18 protein-coding genes are annotated in these 17,006 nt (G+C 57.2%); 10 read left to right on the forward strand and 8 right to left on the reverse strand.

Going from position 1 to position 17,006, the window contains the following annotated elements; genetic code table 11:
* Nucleotides 1-3: 3 nt before the first annotated feature.
* The 3 genes from INT32_RS08495 to gpmA form a co-directional block, all read right to left on the reverse strand.
* The gene (locus INT32_RS08495) at nt 4-1,662 is read right to left on the reverse strand and encodes a S41 family peptidase (protein ID WP_193088304.1); all 1,659 of its coding nucleotides are present in this window, start codon (nt 1,660-1,662) and stop codon (nt 4-6) included.
* Between the two features lie 29 nt (nt 1,663-1,691).
* A complete protein-coding gene (locus INT32_RS08500; RefSeq protein ID WP_193088305.1) occupies nt 1,692-3,317 on the reverse strand; it encodes a murein hydrolase activator EnvC in 1,626 nt (541 codons plus the stop codon).
* 62 nt (nt 3,318-3,379) lie between these two features.
* A complete protein-coding gene (gene gpmA, locus INT32_RS08505; protein ID WP_193088306.1) occupies nt 3,380-4,132 on the reverse strand; it encodes a 2,3-diphosphoglycerate-dependent phosphoglycerate mutase in 753 nt (250 codons plus the stop codon).
* 180 nt (nt 4,133-4,312) lie between these two features.
* On the opposite strand from gpmA, the gene INT32_RS08510 reads away from it, so the two are divergent.
* The 4 genes from INT32_RS08510 to INT32_RS08525 all read left to right on the forward strand — a co-directional run bounded on the left by INT32_RS08510 (nt 4,313) and on the right by INT32_RS08525 (nt 6,684).
* Nucleotides 4,313-4,729 (forward strand): rhodanese-like domain-containing protein, encoded by a 417-nt coding sequence (locus tag INT32_RS08510; RefSeq protein ID WP_193088307.1) that lies wholly within the window; start codon nt 4,313-4,315, stop codon nt 4,727-4,729.
* Nucleotides 4,730-4,798: 69 nt separating this feature from the next.
* On the forward strand, nt 4,799-5,062 hold the full coding sequence (gene grxC, locus INT32_RS08515; protein ID WP_370540200.1) for a glutaredoxin 3: 264 nt from the start codon (nt 4,799-4,801) through the stop codon (nt 5,060-5,062).
* Between the two features lie 38 nt (nt 5,063-5,100).
* Nucleotides 5,101-5,637 (forward strand): protein-export chaperone SecB, encoded by a 537-nt coding sequence (secB, locus tag INT32_RS08520; protein WP_193088308.1) that lies wholly within the window; start codon nt 5,101-5,103, stop codon nt 5,635-5,637.
* A 6-nt stretch (nt 5,638-5,643) separates the two neighbouring features.
* The gene (locus INT32_RS08525) at nt 5,644-6,684 is read left to right on the forward strand and encodes an NAD(P)H-dependent glycerol-3-phosphate dehydrogenase (protein ID WP_193088309.1); all 1,041 of its coding nucleotides are present in this window, start codon (nt 5,644-5,646) and stop codon (nt 6,682-6,684) included.
* Between the two features lie 79 nt (nt 6,685-6,763).
* Here the strand turns inward: INT32_RS08525 and INT32_RS08530 are convergent, their stop codons facing one another.
* Complete coding sequence (locus INT32_RS08530) at nt 6,764-7,681, reverse strand: methyltransferase domain-containing protein (protein ID WP_193088310.1); 918 nt, start codon at nt 7,679-7,681, stop codon at nt 6,764-6,766.
* A gap of 80 nt (nt 7,682-7,761) precedes the next feature.
* On the opposite strand from INT32_RS08530, the gene INT32_RS08535 reads away from it, so the two are divergent.
* The 6 genes from INT32_RS08535 to hutG all read left to right on the forward strand — a co-directional run bounded on the left by INT32_RS08535 (nt 7,762) and on the right by hutG (nt 12,752).
* Nucleotides 7,762-8,571 carry a ComF family protein gene (locus tag INT32_RS08535; RefSeq protein ID WP_193088311.1) on the forward strand — a complete coding sequence of 270 codons (810 nt, stop codon included), beginning with the start codon at nt 7,762-7,764 and terminating at the stop codon, nt 8,569-8,571.
* 288 nt (nt 8,572-8,859) lie between these two features.
* Nucleotides 8,860-9,615: an IclR family transcriptional regulator gene (locus INT32_RS08540; RefSeq protein ID WP_193088312.1), complete on the forward strand. Its 756-nt coding sequence runs from the start codon at nt 8,860-8,862 to the stop codon at nt 9,613-9,615.
* A gap of 19 nt (nt 9,616-9,634) precedes the next feature.
* Nucleotides 9,635-10,369 (forward strand): transporter substrate-binding domain-containing protein, encoded by a 735-nt coding sequence (locus INT32_RS08545; RefSeq protein ID WP_193088313.1) that lies wholly within the window; start codon nt 9,635-9,637, stop codon nt 10,367-10,369.
* Complete coding sequence (locus INT32_RS08550) at nt 10,366-11,034, forward strand: amino acid ABC transporter permease (RefSeq protein WP_193088314.1); 669 nt, start codon at nt 10,366-10,368, stop codon at nt 11,032-11,034. Before INT32_RS08545 ends, INT32_RS08550 begins: the two co-directional genes overlap by 4 nt.
* Complete coding sequence (locus INT32_RS08555; protein ID WP_370540201.1) at nt 11,031-11,786, forward strand: amino acid ABC transporter ATP-binding protein; 756 nt, start codon at nt 11,031-11,033, stop codon at nt 11,784-11,786. The genes INT32_RS08550 and INT32_RS08555 overlap by 4 nt, the downstream gene beginning before the upstream one ends.
* Before the next feature lie 15 nt (nt 11,787-11,801).
* Nucleotides 11,802-12,752: a formimidoylglutamase gene (gene hutG, locus INT32_RS08560; RefSeq protein ID WP_193088315.1), complete on the forward strand. Its 951-nt coding sequence runs from the start codon at nt 11,802-11,804 to the stop codon at nt 12,750-12,752.
* 107 nt (nt 12,753-12,859) lie between these two features.
* On the opposite strand, the gene INT32_RS08565 is transcribed toward hutG, so the two are convergent.
* Genes INT32_RS08565 through INT32_RS08580 form a run of 4 tightly spaced genes read right to left on the reverse strand, consistent with a single transcriptional unit; the run spans nt 12,860 to nt 16,938 of the window.
* Nucleotides 12,860-13,324 carry a tRNA (cytidine(34)-2'-O)-methyltransferase gene (locus INT32_RS08565; RefSeq protein WP_193088316.1) on the reverse strand — a complete coding sequence of 155 codons (465 nt, stop codon included), beginning with the start codon at nt 13,322-13,324 and terminating at the stop codon, nt 12,860-12,862.
* A 45-nt stretch (nt 13,325-13,369) separates the two neighbouring features.
* Nucleotides 13,370-14,839 (reverse strand): TrkH family potassium uptake protein, encoded by a 1,470-nt coding sequence (locus tag INT32_RS08570; protein WP_193088317.1) that lies wholly within the window; start codon nt 14,837-14,839, stop codon nt 13,370-13,372.
* Between the two features lie 9 nt (nt 14,840-14,848).
* Nucleotides 14,849-16,225: a Trk system potassium transporter TrkA gene (gene trkA / locus INT32_RS08575; RefSeq protein ID WP_193088318.1), complete on the reverse strand. Its 1,377-nt coding sequence runs from the start codon at nt 16,223-16,225 to the stop codon at nt 14,849-14,851.
* Nucleotides 16,222-16,938, reverse strand: coding sequence for a response regulator (locus tag INT32_RS08580; protein WP_193088319.1), 717 nt, complete (start codon nt 16,936-16,938; stop codon nt 16,222-16,224). Before INT32_RS08580 ends, trkA begins: the two co-directional genes overlap by 4 nt.
* Nucleotides 16,939-17,006 lie beyond the last annotated feature (68 nt).

Raw genomic sequence — 17,006 nt, forward strand, 5'->3', positions numbered from 1 at the left:
TGGCTATTTTCCTGCGGGCTGCGCGGGTGCCGCCGGCTTGACAGCATCAGCCGGCGCCTTGCGCTCGGCTGGCGGTGGCGCAGCAGGCGCGGCCTTATCAGGCTCATCTGCGTCAGCAGGTTCGCCCTTGACTGGCTTATCACCCTGATCCTGTCCCGGTTTGGCGACGCTGTCAGAAGCCGCGTCAATGGATTTGCTCTCCGTCTGCTTTTCCTTCTCGCTCAGTTGCTTTTCGGCAACCGGTGCACCGCCCTTGACCGGTTTGCCCAGCAGTTTGTTCACCGCCTGCGCCAGCTGAAAATCGTCAGCCGAGCCGAACTCAAAGACCTGCTGGTCCTCTGCCGTTTCGTCGGGCTTGATTGAGGTGGTGCCTTTGACTTCACCGTTTTCACCAGCCTGGTCATTGCGCAGATGCTCGGCCAGGTCGGCCTCGCGCGGGAAGCTGAACAGATCGCCTTTTTCGGTGTCCGTCACCACGACATCCGGAACAATGCCGGTGGCCTGGATGGAGCGCCCGGAGGGGGTGAAATAACGTGCCGTGGTCAGCTTGAGCGCCGTATTATCGTCCAGCGGCATGACCACCTGGACCGAACCCTTGCCGAAACTGCGATTACCCATCACCGTGGCGCGCTTGTGGTCCTGCAGCGCGCCAGCGACAATTTCCGCAGCTGATGCCGAACCAACGTTGATCAATGCCACCATGGGAACCGTTCTGGTCCAGGCTGGCAGGCCTTTCAGATAATCACTCGAATTGTGAACGTAGTCCCGCGCATCGGCGTTGAACACATGCGAATCCTGATCGTCGCGGGACTTGGTAGACACCACATTGATGCCGGGCTTCAGAAATGCCGCCGACACCCCGATGGCGCCCGTCAACAATCCGCCTGGATCGTTGCGCAAATCAAGCACCAGACCTTTCGGTGTGCCCTTGGCGTCCAGCTGTTTCAAGTGCGTCGCCAGATCGGGACCTGTGCGTTCCTGAAACTGCGATACACGCACATAGGCGATCGCATCAGGCAGCATTTTGCTGCGCACGCTTTGCACCTTGATCACAGCGCGGACCAAATCAAAGTCCAACTGTTTGCCGGTGGACGGACGGCTGACCGAAAGCTTGATCGACGTACCCACGTCTCCCCGGAGATTCTTCACCACATCGTTCAGCGGCTTGCCTTCCATACTTTCGCCATTGATGCCGGTAATGATGTCGCCTGGCATGATGCCGGCCTTGGCCGCCGGCGTATCTTCAATGGGCGAAATAATTTTCACAAAGCCTTTTTCGGGGCCGATCTCAATGCCCAGGCCACCAAACTCGCCATCGGTGGACACTCGCATCTCTTCATACTCTTGCTCATCCAGATAGGCCGAATGCGGATCCAGATCCTGAACCATGCCCTTGATCGCGGACTCGATCAGTTTCTGGTCCTCTATCGGCTCTACGTAGCTGTTTTTGATCGCAGCGTACACGCGCGCGAAACGCTGCAGCTCGGCAAATGGCAACGACTCTTCGGCAGGCAGCGGAGCGTGAGTCTCGGGTGCGGGAATCTGCCGCGCCGGATTGGCCGGCTTCTGCTGAGACAAAGCCACTGGCGAATAGGCGATGCCTGCCTGAATCAGCCCGATGATAATTACATATGACAACTGGCGCACTGCAAACAATTTCATAGCGTCTTCCGGATAAATGCGCGGCACCGTTACCGGGCCAGCCAGCTCATGGGATCTACCGGAGTAGACCCTTGTCTGATTTCGAAATAGAGGCCAGGGTCAACCTGCCCCCCCGTAGCGCCGACACGGGCAATGGTCTGGCCAATGCGTACTCGGTCGCCCACCTTTTTGCTCAGGCTCTGATTGTAACCATATACACTCAGATACCCATTCTGGTGATCCACAATAATGAGGTTACCAAATCCCTGAATCCATGATGCATAAACTACGCTACCGCTGCCAACCGCCTTGACCGGCGTGCCGCTGCCCGCCCGAATCAGAATGCCGCGCCAGACATCACCCGTATCGGGACGCGGCGTGCCGAAGCGACCCTGCACACTGCCGCGTACGGGCCAGGGTGCACCGCGCTGCAGGCCGGCAGTGCCAGACGAGGCTTCTGCAGCAGCCTTGCGCTCATCTTCACGCGCCTTCTGCGCCAGCCGCACTTGCTCTTCAGCCTTCAGGCGCGCCAGACGGGCCTTCTCGCGATCGATTTCCAGATTTTCCCGCTGTATCCGCGCCAGCGCCAACTGCTCCTGCGCCGCTGCCGCAGAACGGCTGGCTGTGTTCAGGTCGGGCGAAGGCGGTACGCCAGCGCCGGCAGATGGCGCGTTTTCGCGGGCGCGCCGCAGGGCCTCTGTCTGTTCTTCGGCCGTCATATAGGCGCGTTGTTCTGCTTCCCGGGCCGCCTGGGCCTGACGCGCCGCCTGATCCGCGCGCCTTGCCGCAAGCGCCGCCTGCTGGGCAGCTTCACGAGCGGCCTGCTCACGGGCCTGTTGCAGCGCCTTGCGTCGCGCAGCCTCGCGGGCCTCGCGCTCGATTGCGGCACGACGAATGGCCTCGCGCTGCTTGACAATGCTGCCCTGAATATCATCGATAAGCGCGTTCAGGCGCTTGTCGTCCCGCGCCAGCTTGCCAGCCTGGGACCGCCGCGCTTTCAGATCTTCTTCAACCCTGGCCAGCACCGCCGCGTGCTTTTGCTTTTCCTGCTCCAGATCAGCCTTGCTTTTTTCTGCGTCATCAGCCAATTTCTGCAACGTTTTCCGGTGATCCGCCACCTTCTTTTTGACGGCGTCAAGACGGGCGATTTCGGTGTTGAGCGCTTCAACAGCCCGGGTTCTTGCCTTGGTAACATAACTGAGGTAGGTCAGGTCACGGCCGATTTTCTGTGCATCATCGCCGGAGAGCAGCGCGGCCCATGGTGAAACACCGTGGGTGTACTGGGACTTGAGCTGCTCTGCCAGTTCCTGGCGGCGCTGCTCCATGAGCCCCTGCTGCGCGGCCTGCTCCTGGCGCAGGTCGTCCAGCTCCCTCTCGGTCTTGTCCCTCTGGCTGTCCAGATCATCAAGCCTGGCATTGAGCCGGGAAATTTCGGTCTCGGACTGGCGCAGCGACTCGGTGACATCCTTGCGATCGCTTTCGGATTCATCGATCCGCTTCTGAACTTGCGCAATTTTTTCCTGAAGGTCACGACGCAACTGTTCGGCATTCTGCTGCTGTTTGGTAAGCGAAGAAATGGATTGCGCGCCCGCCGGCCCGCTCGCAAGCAGAACCAGACAGGCAAGCGTCGCACTGCCGAGCAAACGCAATGATAACAAGGGACCGGACCCACTCATGACGCCTTCCCTATGGCCGGCATGCAGACAGAAGACGCAATGTGCGCGAGACCCGGATCACGTCAGTCCTTTTTGGCCTTTCCCTGGGCCGCAACAGCAGCCATGGCCGCAGCGATGGCATCCTGGTCGCCCAGATAATAGTGTTTAATGGGCTTGAGGTTCTCATCAAGCTCATAGACCAGCGGCTGGCCGGTAGGGATATTTAAATTGACGATATCGTCTTCAGAGACCTGATCCAGATGTTTGATCAATGCACGCAGACTATTGCCGTGGGCAGAAATAAGCACATTGCGGCCAGCCTTGATCGCGGGCGCAATGGATTCATTCCACAATGGCAGTACCCGTTCAACGGTATCCTTCAGGCATTCGGTTGCCGGCAGATCGGCAGGGGCAATGCGACTATAGCGGGCATCAAAGCGCGGATGGCGTTCGTCGTCTCCGTCCAGTGGCTCGGGCGCAATCGCGTAGGCCCGACGCCACACCAGCACCTGCTCATCACCATACTTCTGGGCGGTTTCCGCCTTGTTCAACCCCTGCAGCGCACCATAGTGCCTTTCGTTCAGGCGCCAGCTGTAGTGCACCGGCGTGTACATGGCATCCATGGCGTCCAGGGCGATCCAGAGGGTGCGGATGGCGCGTTTTAACACAGATGTGAATGCCAGATCGAAGGTGTAGCCTTCTTTTTTGAGCAGCTCGCCTGCTTCCCAGGCCTGCTGACGACCGGTTTCAGTCAGATCGACGTCTTTCCAGCCGGTAAACCGGTTTTCAAGATTCCACTGGCTTTCGCCATGGCGCATTAACACTAGCTTATACATTATTGATTCCCGCAAGACAAACTGAAAAACTGTACCGGGTTGAAAATCGGCCCGCCGCGTGCCTGCGGCCCGGGTCAACCATTAATTTTGTCTATTTTACAGAAGTCTTATCACGAATAGGCGAGCTATTTTATAATCAGTAAATTCAGCGTTTGAAAAACGCAATTTACAGGATTCATTGTGGATTTTCTTTTTTATCAAAACTCGATTTACTTTCTTATTTTTCTGCTGGTAGCCGGCGCCCTGCTGGTTTTCCCCCTGCTGCGCCAACAGGGCAAAGGCAATACCGGGCTGAGCGTCAAAGATGCGGTCAACCTGGTCAACCGTGAAAACGCGGTGTTTGTCGATCTGCGTGCCGCCGATAGCTATCGCAGCGGCTCCATTCCTTCTGCCCGCAATCTGCCAGCAGCCGACTTTGAACAGAAAGCCGGTACCCTGCCGCGCAACAAACCGCTGATCCTGGTATGCGACAATGGACGTGAATCGGCCAAAATGGCCAACGTGCTGCGCAGCAAGAACACCGAGAACGTGTATACGCTGGCCGGCGGCATGGGGGCCTGGAAGGCTGACGGCATGCCCGTCAAGCAACACAGCTGACGTCATCGCCGGCGTCGCCACGGCGGCGCAGCACCGCATCCATTGCTACACAGAGAACAGATAAGGCTCATGATGAAAAAAGTGACCATGTATTACAAGCAGACCTGCCCCTACTGCGTGCGCGCAGAAAAATTATTGCGTGAACGCGGAGTGAACGATCTGGAGAAAATCAGCATTGACACAAACCGGGAGCAGCGGGCTGCTATGATTGAACGATCCGGCGGGCGTACAACGGTGCCGCAAATCTTCATCGACCAGGCGCATATCGGTGGCTGTGACGAGCTGATGGCACTTGACCGCGACGGTAAACTGGTTAACATGCTGGGTGCATAACCCGCTTATTTTTGATATTTACATAATTAGGAAGTTATATGGCTGACGAAAACAACGCTGCGTCGAACAACGACGCGACAGGAACAGATCCGGTATTCTCGATGCAACGTGTCTATCTCAAAGACCTTTCCCTGGAAATGCCCAATGCACCGCAAATTTTCCTGGAGCAGGAAACACCGAACGTTGAAGTGTCTCTGAACGTCGGCGGCGAGCGCCTGGCCGATACCGTTTTCGAAGCGACAGTGACAGTGACGATCACCACCAAGGTTGGCGACAAGACGCTGTATCTGGTCGAAGGCACGCAGGCAGGCATTTTTGAAATTGCCAATGTGCCTGAAGAACAGTTCGAACCACTCATCGGTATTGTCTGCCCGACCATGCTGTTTCCTTACCTGCGCGCCAACGTCGCCGATGCCATCAACCGCACCTCGCTGCCTCCGCTGCACCTGGCCGAAGTGAACTTCCAGGCATTGTATGAACAGCGCGTACAGGAAGCACAAAGCCAGGCCGGCGGCAATGACTCGCCAGACACGGGTTCAGGCCTCTACGTGCCTCCCGGTACCACACGTCAATAAACGCCCATGACGCCTGCGCCTTCGCCGTTGTCATTGCGCGTGCTCGTTCTTGGAGCAGGCAGCTGGGGCACAGCGCTGGCGCATGCCGCCTGCAATAATGCCCAGACCATGGTCTGGGCACGTGATCCGGAAACGGCGCGACACATCAACCAGCAGCATCGCAATCCGCGGTATCTGCAGGATATCCCCCTGCCGCCTGGCTTGCTTGCCAGCGACAGTCTTGACCAGGCGTTTGCGTTTCTGCAAGAAGCGTCAACGTCCCTGATTATCCTGGGCACACCTGTCGCAGCCATCGCCCACACCTGTACTATTTTGCGCGAGCATCTGCCAGTTGCCGGCCTGCAAACAACGCCTGTACTATGGACCTGCAAGGGATTCGAGCAGCAAACGGCGCGCCTGCCTCACGAAGTGGTGCAGGCCATTCTTGACGATATCGTTCCGTATACCGGTGTGCTGTCCGGCCCTTCGTTTGCGCGCGAAGTGGCGCAGGGTCTTCCGGTTGCACTGACTGTGGCCAGCCGCCATGAGTGCGTCACAGCACGGGCCACAGAAGCCCTGCATGCGGGCAATACCCGCATTTATCGAAGCCAAGACGTGGTCGGCGTTGAAGTGGGCGGCGCCATGAAAAACGTTATTGCGATTGCCTGTGGCATTGCTGATGGCCTGGCACTAGGCATGAATGCACGTGCGGCGCTCATTACCCGTGGACTGACCGAAATGAGCCGCCTGGGCCTGGCGCTGGGCGGCGAGGCCGCCACCTTCAGCGGGCTGACCGGGTTGGGCGACCTTGTCCTGACGGCAACCGGAGACCTGTCGCGCAATCGCCAGGTGGGTGTCGCGCTGGGCCAGGGTCAGGGCCTGGATACGATCCTGTCTTCGGGCATGACCGCCGAAGGCGTTCGCTGTGCCCGTGCCGCCCTGACCCGTGCACGCGGGCTAAATATCGATATGCCCATTACCGAAGCCGTCTGCGCTGTACTGTTCGACAAAGTCTCCCCGCTACAGGCCGTATCCCGTCTGCTGTCACGCGAATCGCGCAACGAATAGCGCAGCAGCTCCAGCACCGTCGATCGGCGACGTTATGATCACCATTGCCACCGGGCTGCGCCGCCGTACGCGCGCATGCTTAACGTACTGCCCGCTTGATGGTGCTGATCGGCACCAAAGTCTCACCCGCCGCATTTTGCCTTACCGGCTTGCACCAGGCGTGCCCATACGCCACCTCTAATGACAAGCGCAATAAACCGTCTTCTCCACGACCCGCTTCCAGTGCCTCGCGAAGACGCCGGTGCCACGCTTGCCCCTTGAGTCCGTCGCCACGTGCTTCGCTCGGATTGCCGCCCAGCCCGCGCACATCCCTGAGCAGGGCATCCACCGTGCGATAGGTCAGCGTAATCACTTCCTGATCCATGACCGGATCCATAAAGCCATTTTCCAGGAGGATGTCGCCGAAATCATGCATGTCGACAAATTGCATGGTCTGGGTCTGGATACCCGCTGCCGCGACAGCGTTGCGCACTTCACGAAAGGTGCCAGGGCCTAGACAGGAAAACATGGCCAGGCCGCTGTTACCCAGGACCCGACGCCATTCGCGGATGACGTCATGCGGTAGCTGATGCCAATGCAGCGCCAGATTGGACCAGACCATATCGACCGACTCAGGCGGCATGGGCATGGCCGCCATATCGGCGAGCGCGAAGGAAAAACCTTGCCGTCCCTTAAGTTTTTGCATGATGGATTTGAGCCCTTTGGGCACAAACTGGTTCTGGCAATGCTCAATAAAGGGCGCGCAATGGTCCACGCCGATGATCGATGCCTGCGGGTAACGCGCCGCCAGCAGATAGAGCGAATTGCCGGGGCCGCAACCGGCGTCGACGATCCGCTCGGGCGCCACCTTGATATAGCCCAGGCGATCGATCATGCGCGTGGCAATTTCGTCATAGAAAAAGCGCGCGTCTTCCAGCGTGCCACGGCGGGCAAACTGCTGACGAACATGCGTCATGTTGATGGGCAGCCGCGAAGCCGAATGAATTAGCTGGGACATTGGTATCACAAACCCGTTTGATGCCAGAGCTGTCTTCTGGCAGATTATGCAATCTGCCATTGTAATGAAGGAGACCAGTCATGACTGCCGTCAGGCCGTTTTCCCCACGATTTTCCTATTTGCGCGCACGTCTGTCCGCTGCCATCGGGGCCGCTTGCGCGCTGTGCAATGCAACTGCGCCATTAGGCCGGCTCTGCCCCGGATGCACAAGCGACGTGCAGCATTCCATGCGCGAACATCCGTGGCGCTGCGCCCGCTGCGCGCTGGCACTGCCGGCGCCAGGGCCATGCCCGGACTGCGCCGACCAGGCGCCATCGCTGGAAAAAGTTATCGCTGCCTTTGACTATGTTGGCCCGGCAGACAGCCTGATTCTGCGCTACAAGAACGCCCGTCAGTTTCAGTTGGCCACCGCGTTTGCGGCGCTGGCCGTTGATGCGATCCGGCTGGGCAGCCAGGGGAACGGCTCACCACCATGGCCTGCCTTGACGCCACTGATCCCGATTCCCGGCAGCCGCCGCTCGCTGCAGCGGCGCGGCTTCAATCCGGCCGCCGAGTTCGCCTGCAGACTGGGCCGATTATTGAACATGCCGGTGCTGCATTCGCTGCTATACCGTGAACCCGACCATCTGAAGCAAAGTACGCTGAACCGCCGACAGCGGCGCGCCAACACCGCACATCTGTATTATTGCGCTCGAAATTGCCATTTGCCGTGTGCGGTTCTGGTGGACGACGTACTGACCACGGGCAGCACACTCAATACCGCCGCCAGGGCACTGATCGCAGCCGGCGTAGACCGGGTATTTGCCGTGGTCATCGCCAGAACGCCCTGCGTCGCGCGCGATGAGCCCGACAGTATCGGTTTGCCGGATCACCCATCAGAGCACGACTGACCAGCCCACCACTGACTGCGAAGCGAAACGGTGCGGAACACACACGCTTCGTGTCCCTGGTGGTCGCCTGGCCTGTTGCCGGAAAGCCAACCCGATCCCTCGACGGAGCCAGCCGGCGCCGCCAGCTTCTATCGGGTTCCTCTACATCCCTGGCAGACCTAACTACCTTGATTCCGTACCTATCGAATTGGGGTTTTCCATTATTTTCTCGATAGTCAGGAATTGATTATTTGATTATTGAGAAATTAACGTTATTCTGCGTTTCTCTTCTTCTTTTCCAACAGGGTCATGCTTTCTCAATCGGACAAAGGTGGCGCTGATCGCGCGCTTTATATTCTGTCGGTTTTCGCCAAAATCGAGCGGCCAGTTACCGTGGCCGAGCTGATCACGCTTACCGGTTTGCCACAGAGCACCCTTTACCGACAACTGACACTACTGAAAAAGTGGGGGTTTGTTTTCGAATCACAGGGCCAGTACATGCCCGGCCCCGGATGCCTGCCGCTGGCGTGGGGCTTCAGTCAATCGTCCTTTCTTTTGCAGCATGCACGCAGGGATATGCTGACCCTGTCCACCCAGACCGGTGAATCGGTCGGCATACTGGTTGCGCTGGATGCGATGGCGGTCTGCCTGGATATGGTCGAAAGCACAAATTCCCTGCGCTGTTCATTCGTCAAGGGGCGCTCGCTGCCATTGATCCGCGGGGCGTCCGCCAAATCCCTGCTGGCCTTTCTGCCCGCAGCCAAGCAGCAGGTAATTGTGCAGGAAGCCGTGCAGCAGAATTTGCTAACCGGCACGCAAGCCGAGCAATTGGCGGCAGATTTGCGCCAAATTCAGCAGCAAGGCTTTGCGGTATCCGAAGGCGAAGTAGACGACGGGGTTTGGGGCGTCAGCGCCCCGCTCTTTCAGCACAAACGGATCGCACTTGGATCCATTACCCTGATGGCGCCCACTGCCCGGGCCCTGCCACGAAGTCAGCAACTGATTGATGCAACCGTGAAGGCTGCAGCCAATATTTCAACCACGCTTAAAGCGCTCCTGGTTTAACTCACGTGAAGGAACTTCCATGAAGACATTTTTTCTTACCGCTCTGCTGGCTCTTGGCCTGGCAGCACCCTCCCTTTCTGTTGCTGCCGATGCGCCATTGCGCGTGGTCACCGACGCCACCTTTCCACCCATGGAGTTTTTCCAGGATGGCAAACCTACCGGCTTTGATATTGAGCTGATGCATGCGCTGGGCAAAGAAATGAACCGCCCGATAGAACTGACCAACATTGACTTCAAGGGCCTGATTCCTGCCATTGTGTCCGGTCGCGCAGATGCGGCCATTTCAGGCATCTACATTACGCCAGAGCGCAAAAATGTTGTGGACTTTACCGCTTCGTACTATGCGGGCGGCCTGGTCGTACTGACCAAGAAAGACAACAATATCAAAAGCATCAAGGACCTGGATGGCAAGAAAGTCTCGGTCCAGGTCGGAACTAAATCGGTCAACTATCTGACCGAGCATTTGCCCAACGTCAAGCGCGTCGAAGTGGAAAAGAATGAAGAAATGTTCAATCTGGTTAAGATCGGCCGCGCCGATGCGGCAGTGACCGGCAGGCCGGCCGCCAAACTCTACGCCCAGCACAATCCGGATTTTATCGTTCTGGACGACCAGATCACCACTGAAGAATACGGCATTGCCGTGAGCAAATCACAACCGCAAGTGCATGATGCGCTGAACGCAGCGCTGAAGAAAATCCGTGACAACGGCACCTATCAGAAGATCGTGGACAAATGGTTTGAGGCCAAATCATGAATCTGGATTTCACTCCTGTCCTCTCCGGCTGGGAACCTTTGCTGCGCGGGACCCTGGTGACCATTGAGGTGACTGCCGGCGCATTGCTGCTCTCGTGCTTCGTCGGTTTGCTCATCGGCATCGGGCGCCTGAATCCCGAGCGCAAATTTATCTATATGTTGTGCAGCACTTATCTGACGATTTTCCGCGGCACACCCCTGCTGGTACAGTTATTTATCTGGTTCTTCGGGTTGCCCCAATTTGGCATTCTTTTGCCGGCCTACCTGTGCGGCGTACTGGGGCTGGGCATGTATTCGGCCTCGTATGTCTCCGAAGTTGTTCGCGGCTCCATTCAATCCGTGGACAAAGGCCAGGGCGAAGCGGCCAGGTCACTGGGCATGTCTACGCGCCAGGCCATGCGTAAAATCATTCTGCCCCAGGCGCTGGTACGCATGATCCCGCCATTGGGCAACGAGTTTATCGCGCTCATCAAAAACTCTGCCCTGGTATCTTTGCTGACGATTCACGATGTGATGCATGAAGGCCAGAAAATTATCAGCGTGTCATATCGCTCACTTGAAACATATTTGGTCATTGCCCTCATTTATCTTGTGCTGACCGCCACCGCAATGTTCATCTTGCGCAAAGTAGAAAACTCACTCAAAGCCGGAGGAATGGTTCAATGACGCCATCCATGATTCATCTTGATCGCGTTGAAAAATACTACGGTGATCATCAAGTGCTCAAGGGCGTAAGCCTGGATATTGCACGCTCCTCTGTCGTGGTCCTGATCGGGCCCAGCGGCTCAGGCAAAAGCACCCTGTTGCGCTGCTGCAATGGCCTGGAGACGGCGCAAAAAGGCAATATCACAATCAACGGGCAGGCGCTGCTGAAGGACGGCAAACTGATCGCCGAAAAAGACCTGAATGCACTGCGCATGAACGTCGGCATGGTGTTCCAGTCGTTCAATCTGTTTCCCCATCTGTCGGTACTGGACAATGTCACGATTGCGCCCAAGACGCTGAAAAAAACCACCGATGCCGATGCGCGAAAACTCGCATTGTCGTTACTGGAAAAAGTGGGACTACAGGAAAAAGCCCAGGCAATGCCTGCCAGCCTGTCTGGCGGCCAGAAGCAGCGCGTGGCCATCGCCCGGGCGCTGGCCATGGAGCCGGAGGTCATGCTGTTTGACGAACCAACCTCGGCGCTGGATCCCGAACTGGTGGGCGAGGTGCTTCAGGTTATGAAAATGCTGGCCAGCGAGGGCATGACCATGTTGGTCGTTACTCACGAAATGGGCTTTGCCCGCGATGTCGCTGACAAAGTGGTGGTCATGGATCATGGTGTCATCCTTGAAGAAGACCTCCCCTCTGTCATCTTTACGCAGCCGGCGCATGAACGTACCCGTTCATTTTTGCAGGCCGTCCTGAACGCTTGAATTTCACTGATCATAATGACAAAAGCAATATTTTCCTGGCATGGCAGAGTGGACGCTTCCGAACGTGGTGATACCTGCCGGATCCACCAAATTGCCCAGCCACTGGGTAACAGTCTTCCCGACGCTTTGAACGGGCAAGCGGTTGTTCTGGGGTTTTGCTGCGACGAAGGCGTCAGTCGTAACTATGGCCGCATCGGCGCACGTCAGGCGCCGGACCATGTGCGTGGGGCGCTTGCCGGTCTGCCTGCCCATAAACTGCAACGCCTTTACGACGCCGGCGATATTGAATGCGAAGGCCATAACCTGGAACTGGCGCAACGCCAGCTGGCAAACAGAATTGGCGCCCTGCTCAACACCTCTTCACGCCTGGCTGTCATCGGCGGCGGTCATGAAATTGCCTACGGCAGTTATCTGGGACTGGATCAGCATTTGCAGACAACGGCGCAGTCGGGTACCGTGCTGGTGCTTAATTTGGATGCGCATTTTGATTTACGTACCAGCCGGCCTGGCAGCTCGGGCACCCCGTTCGACCAGGTATTGGAACACGCGGCGCAACACGGTCGGTCTGTTCGTTATTGCTGCCTGGGGGTCTCGCTCCTGTCCAATACCCCAGCCCTGTTCAACCGGGCACGGGAACTGGATGTGGCCTATCTGCAAGACACGCAGATGCAGGAAAGCCAGTTACCGCAGATCCGGCAGTTTGTGGCTGCACAATTGCAGGAGGCGTCTCATCTTTATCTGACCATTGATATGGACGTGCTCCCAGCCTGGCAGGCGCCTGGCGTATCTGCGCCAGCCGCTTACGGCGTGGGCCTGACGGTCGTCGAAACGATTCTGGGTATGGCCCAGGAGTCGGGCAAGCTGCGACTACTGGATATAGCAGAGGTCAACCCTGAGCATGACCATGACGGGCTGACGGCTAAAACCGCAGCAAGGCTGATCTGGCGATATCTGCAACCGGCATGATGTAAGTATTCAGGCGCTGTGGGCCGTAACGCGCCTGCCACGCTTTAGCGCCTGGCTGATTGTGGGAAATGTTGCTTTTTCCGGCCAGCATTCAGGCGTCATCAACGCTAGCTGCCCGACGCAAACCCCAGTTGCCGCCATGCTTCGTAACTGACAATGGCCACGGCATTGGACAGATTCAGGCTCCGGTTATTGGGCAACATCGGGATTCTCAGACGTTCGCTGTTGGCGAAGGTCGCCATGACCTCGGGAGCAAGCCCGGTGGTTTCAGCGCCAAAAAGCAGCACATCCCCATCCTGAAACGCCACATCGGTATAGGCGCGCGTGCCTTTAGTGGTGATGGCAAATATCCGCTGACCAGGCACGCTGGCCACAAACGCGGCATAGTCCGGGTAAATTGTCACCTTGGCCAGATCGTGATAATCCAGTCCAGCGCGGCGCATTTTTGCATCATCAATGCGAAACCCCATGGGCTCAATCAAATGCAGCCAGCAGCCATTGTTGGCGATCAGCCGGATAATATTGCCGGTATTGGGAGCAATTTTGGGTTCGAACAGGGCGATATGGAGCATGGGCAACGTCAGCTGAACGATAAGTGTGCGGGCATAATAGGCGCCTTATTTTTTCCAGAATCCGGGCGTAAAGAGCACCAGAACGGTAAAGAACTCCAGCCGGCCGATCAGCATGGCAAAAGTGCACACCCAGATCTGAAAATCGCTCAGGCCGGAGTAATTGCTCATGGGCCCAACGGCGCCCAGGCCCGGACCGATATTGGACAGACTGGCAAAGACCGCCGATGATGCCGTAGTGAAGTCCAGGCCGGACACCACCATCACGCCGGTGAGCACTACGTTCATGATAACAAACACCAGCACGAACACCATGATGGATGAAATAATCGCCGGCGGCACGATCCGCCGGTGCAACTTCACGGGACAAACGGCATGCGGGTGCAACACCTTGCGCAGCTCGGCGCCAATTTGCTTGAAAATCACAATGACCCGAATCAGCTTGATCCCACCACCGGTGGAGCCGGCGGACGAAGAAAAACTGCCCAACATGAGCATCAGAACCGGCAGCAGCACCGGCCAGTGCAGATAGTCGGCATTGGCAAAGCCTGTGGTCGTGGCCAGCGATATGGTATTGAACATGCCAAAACGCAGCGCTTCGAGCATGCTTGGATAGATGCCATCAAAATACAGCCAGGCGCTGACGCCCAGCCCGCCAAGCACCATAATGCCGACGAATACTTTTGTTTGCGGACAGGTGATGTAATAACGCAGATTGCGATGCCTCAACACGTTGTAATGCGTGGCAAAGCTGATGCCGGCCAGGACCATGAATACGCAGGCAACTGCATCGACCATGGGGGAGTCATAATGCAGAAAACCGTCATCGTAAATCGAGAAACCGCCCAATGCCATAGTGGATGCCGCATGACACCAGGCGTCAAACCACGATAGGCCCGCCAGCCGATAGCTGATGACGCATAGCGTTGATATCGAAATATAAATGGTATACAGCGCCTTGGCTGTCCCGGCAATGCGAGGCGTCAGCTTTTCTTCCTTCATGGGGCCGGGAATTTCACCTCGCATGATCTGGTAACCACCCACGCCCAGCAGCGGCATGACGGCAACGGCCAACACCAGAATGCCCATACCGCCTACCCAAATAAGGGTGACACGCCAGATATTGACCGAAGGCGGCAACGCCGAGATATTGTTCAATACCGAACCACCGGTGGTCGTAATTCCCGACATGGCTTCGTAATACGCATGCGTAAAGCTCAGCGAATACCCTTCTATGCTGGCATCGATCACGAAGGGCAGCGAAGCGATCAGCGGAAACACCAGCCAGACCAGTGATACCAGCAGCAGCCCGTTGCGTGCGTTGAGCTCAGCCTTGGAGCTGCTGGTGAGCTTCCATAGCACGGCCGATATCCCCAGCGAGATACCCAGGCTGATCAGAAAGGCATTGTGCGCGCCATCTTCAAAATAAAGCGAGACGGCCAGCGGAAACAGCAGTACGGTGGAAAAGCCAAGCATTGTCAGGCTGAGCGCATGCAGGACATTCAGAATATTGCGCATGTAGGCTGCCTAGAAGAAAAACACGGAAACCTGGAAGAGTTTTTCGACCCGCCGCATATCGTGCCGATTGCCGGCAAAAACCACCACATGATCGCCCGGCTCGATAATCGTTGCCGGTTCGGGCAGAATAACGTCCTCTTCGCGCAAAATTGCCGCCACGATGGCGGTTCTTGGTAATTTCAATTCAGCAATGGACTTGCCCACGACCTGGGAGCTCTTGCTGTCGCCATTGACTTCAAACTCAATGGCTTCGGCATTGCCCCAGCGCAGCCGATGTCCGGCGACCACGGCGCCTTGCCGCACATCACGTAGCAAGGCCCCAATGGTCGCCTGGGAAGGCGAGACAGCAATATCGATCAGGCTGCCTTCCATCAATTCGCCATAGGCCTTGCGATTGATCAGGGCCACAACCTTGCGTGCGCCCAGCCGCTTGGCCAGCAAGGACGACATGATATTGTCTTCATCATCATTGGTGACGGCCAGAAACGTGTCCATTTCTTCGATATTTTCGTTATCGAGCAGGGCCTCATCGGTCGCATCGCCATGCAGGACCAGCACTTTGCTGGGCAACAAGGTTGCCAGGGTCTCACAACGCTCGCGGTTGCTTTCCAAAATACGCACGTTATAGCTGCCTTCGGACAGCTTGCGGGCAAGCCGGTAGCCGATATTGCCGCCGCCGGCAATCATGACGGTACGCACCTTGCGCGAAACGTACTGCAACTTGGCTACCGCCTCCTTGCCTTCCTGCGTATCGACAGCAACAACCAGCTCGTCACCTTGCTCAATGGCAGACTGATGATCCAGCGCCACCGAGGCGCCATTGCGGAAAATTTCCAGCACGCGGGCATTGATGTTCGGTAAATTGTGGCCAGTCTGATTGACGCGTACATTGATTAGCGGGCTGACCCGGCCGATGCGGATGATAAGCAGGCTTAAGCGGCCCCCGCCGAACTCCACTACCTGCAAGGCTTCCGGAAATTCGATCAGGCTGTGCAGGTAGGTAGTGACACTGTTTTCAGGGCTGATCACGGAATCAACGCCAAAGCTCTCCTTGATCAGCTCTGGATTGCTGGAAAAATCGTAGCTGCGGACACGGGAAATGCGGCGCGGAATATTGAAGACATCTTTGGCAATCCGACAGGCAACCAGATTGACCGGATCGGTAGCCGCACAGGCAACCAGCAGGTCGGTATCATCGGCGCCTGCCGCGCGCAGCACTTCGGGCATAGAAGCGTCGCCCTGCACGCCACGAAGGTCAATACGGTCCTGCAGGTAGCGCAGGCGCTCTCCATCGGTGTCGACAATCGTGATATCGTTTTTTTCAGAAACAAGATTCTCGGCGACGCTCGCACCAACGCGCCCTGCGCCAAGGATCAGGATCTTCATGAATTGCGTTTGCGTGAGGAATCAATACCCAGTTGACGCAGCTTGCGATACAGGTGCGTGCGTTCCAGGCCGGTTTTTTCCGATACCCGGGTCATGCTGTGATTTTCGCGACCCAGGTGATATTCAAAATAGACGCGCTCAAATTCGTCCCGGGCATCGCGCAGTGGCTGGTCAAGTGAAATGCTGCCCAGTTGCGACCCTTGCACCGGCGTCTCCGGCTCAGCCGCAACCTGCGTACCCTGGACCGTCGCAGCGGCAGGCGCCGCCACCGTGCCTGGTCTGGCAGCAGGTGCTGCGGCCGGCGCGCGGTTGGCGCCATTGGTTGCCGATGCCATGACCTGTTTGGCGTGCGGTCGCATCAGGCCGGCCTGCACGGTCTTGAGCAGTTTTTGCAGCGTGATGGGTTTTTCAAGAAAATCCATAGCGCCAATGCGGGTGGCTTCAACCGCAGTGTCTACTGTCGCATGCCCGCTCATCATGATGACTGGCATATCCAGCAAACCCTGGGAGCCCCATTCCTTGAGCAGGCTGACACCATCGGTATCGGGCATCCAGATATCAAGAAGCACCAGATCGGGCCGGTAGCGCAGGCGAGCGGCGCGTGCCTGCGAAGCATTCTCTGCAAGCTCTACGGTGTGACCTTCGTCGTATAAAATTTCCGACAGAAGTTCGCGTATACCAATTTCATCGTCAACCACCAGAATTCTGGCCATATCTTGTCACCTATTACTTTCTGACTGCATTTTGGTACTGATCAAAGTTCCGGGTTCAATTATAACCA

This window comes from Advenella sp. FME57, from assembly GCF_014897675.1.
In the GTDB taxonomy this organism is placed as follows: domain Bacteria; phylum Pseudomonadota; class Gammaproteobacteria; order Burkholderiales; family Burkholderiaceae_B; genus Advenella.

Bases quoted from the DNA above. Each gene is read 5' to 3' on its own strand.
- gpmA (WP_193088306.1), bottom strand. From the start codon at position 4,132: ATGTATAAGCTAGTGTTAATGCGCCATGGCGAAAGCCAGTGGAATCTT.
- INT32_RS08555 (WP_370540201.1), top strand. From the start codon at position 11,031: ATGACGCCATCCATGATTCATCTTGATCGCGTTGAAAAATACTACGGT.
- INT32_RS08580 (WP_193088319.1), bottom strand. From the start codon at position 16,938: ATGGCCAGAATTCTGGTGGTTGACGATGAAATTGGTATACGCGAACTT.
- INT32_RS08495 (WP_193088304.1), bottom strand. From the start codon at position 1,662: ATGAAATTGTTTGCAGTGCGCCAGTTGTCATATGTAATTATCATCGGG.
- INT32_RS08540 (WP_193088312.1), top strand. From the start codon at position 8,860: ATGCTTTCTCAATCGGACAAAGGTGGCGCTGATCGCGCGCTTTATATT.
- hutG (WP_193088315.1), top strand. From the start codon at position 11,802: ATGACAAAAGCAATATTTTCCTGGCATGGCAGAGTGGACGCTTCCGAA.
- INT32_RS08570 (WP_193088317.1), bottom strand. From the start codon at position 14,839: ATGCGCAATATTCTGAATGTCCTGCATGCGCTCAGCCTGACAATGCTT.
- grxC (WP_370540200.1), top strand. From the start codon at position 4,799: ATGATGAAAAAAGTGACCATGTATTACAAGCAGACCTGCCCCTACTGC.
- INT32_RS08565 (WP_193088316.1), bottom strand. From the start codon at position 13,324: ATGCTCCATATCGCCCTGTTCGAACCCAAAATTGCTCCCAATACCGGC.
- INT32_RS08535 (WP_193088311.1), top strand. From the start codon at position 7,762: ATGACTGCCGTCAGGCCGTTTTCCCCACGATTTTCCTATTTGCGCGCA.
- INT32_RS08550 (WP_193088314.1), top strand. From the start codon at position 10,366: ATGAATCTGGATTTCACTCCTGTCCTCTCCGGCTGGGAACCTTTGCTG.
- INT32_RS08545 (WP_193088313.1), top strand. From the start codon at position 9,635: ATGAAGACATTTTTTCTTACCGCTCTGCTGGCTCTTGGCCTGGCAGCA.
- INT32_RS08500 (WP_193088305.1), bottom strand. From the start codon at position 3,317: ATGAGTGGGTCCGGTCCCTTGTTATCATTGCGTTTGCTCGGCAGTGCG.
- trkA (WP_193088318.1), bottom strand. From the start codon at position 16,225: ATGAAGATCCTGATCCTTGGCGCAGGGCGCGTTGGTGCGAGCGTCGCC.
- secB (WP_193088308.1), top strand. From the start codon at position 5,101: ATGGCTGACGAAAACAACGCTGCGTCGAACAACGACGCGACAGGAACA.
- INT32_RS08530 (WP_193088310.1), bottom strand. From the start codon at position 7,681: ATGTCCCAGCTAATTCATTCGGCTTCGCGGCTGCCCATCAACATGACG.
- INT32_RS08525 (WP_193088309.1), top strand. From the start codon at position 5,644: ATGACGCCTGCGCCTTCGCCGTTGTCATTGCGCGTGCTCGTTCTTGGA.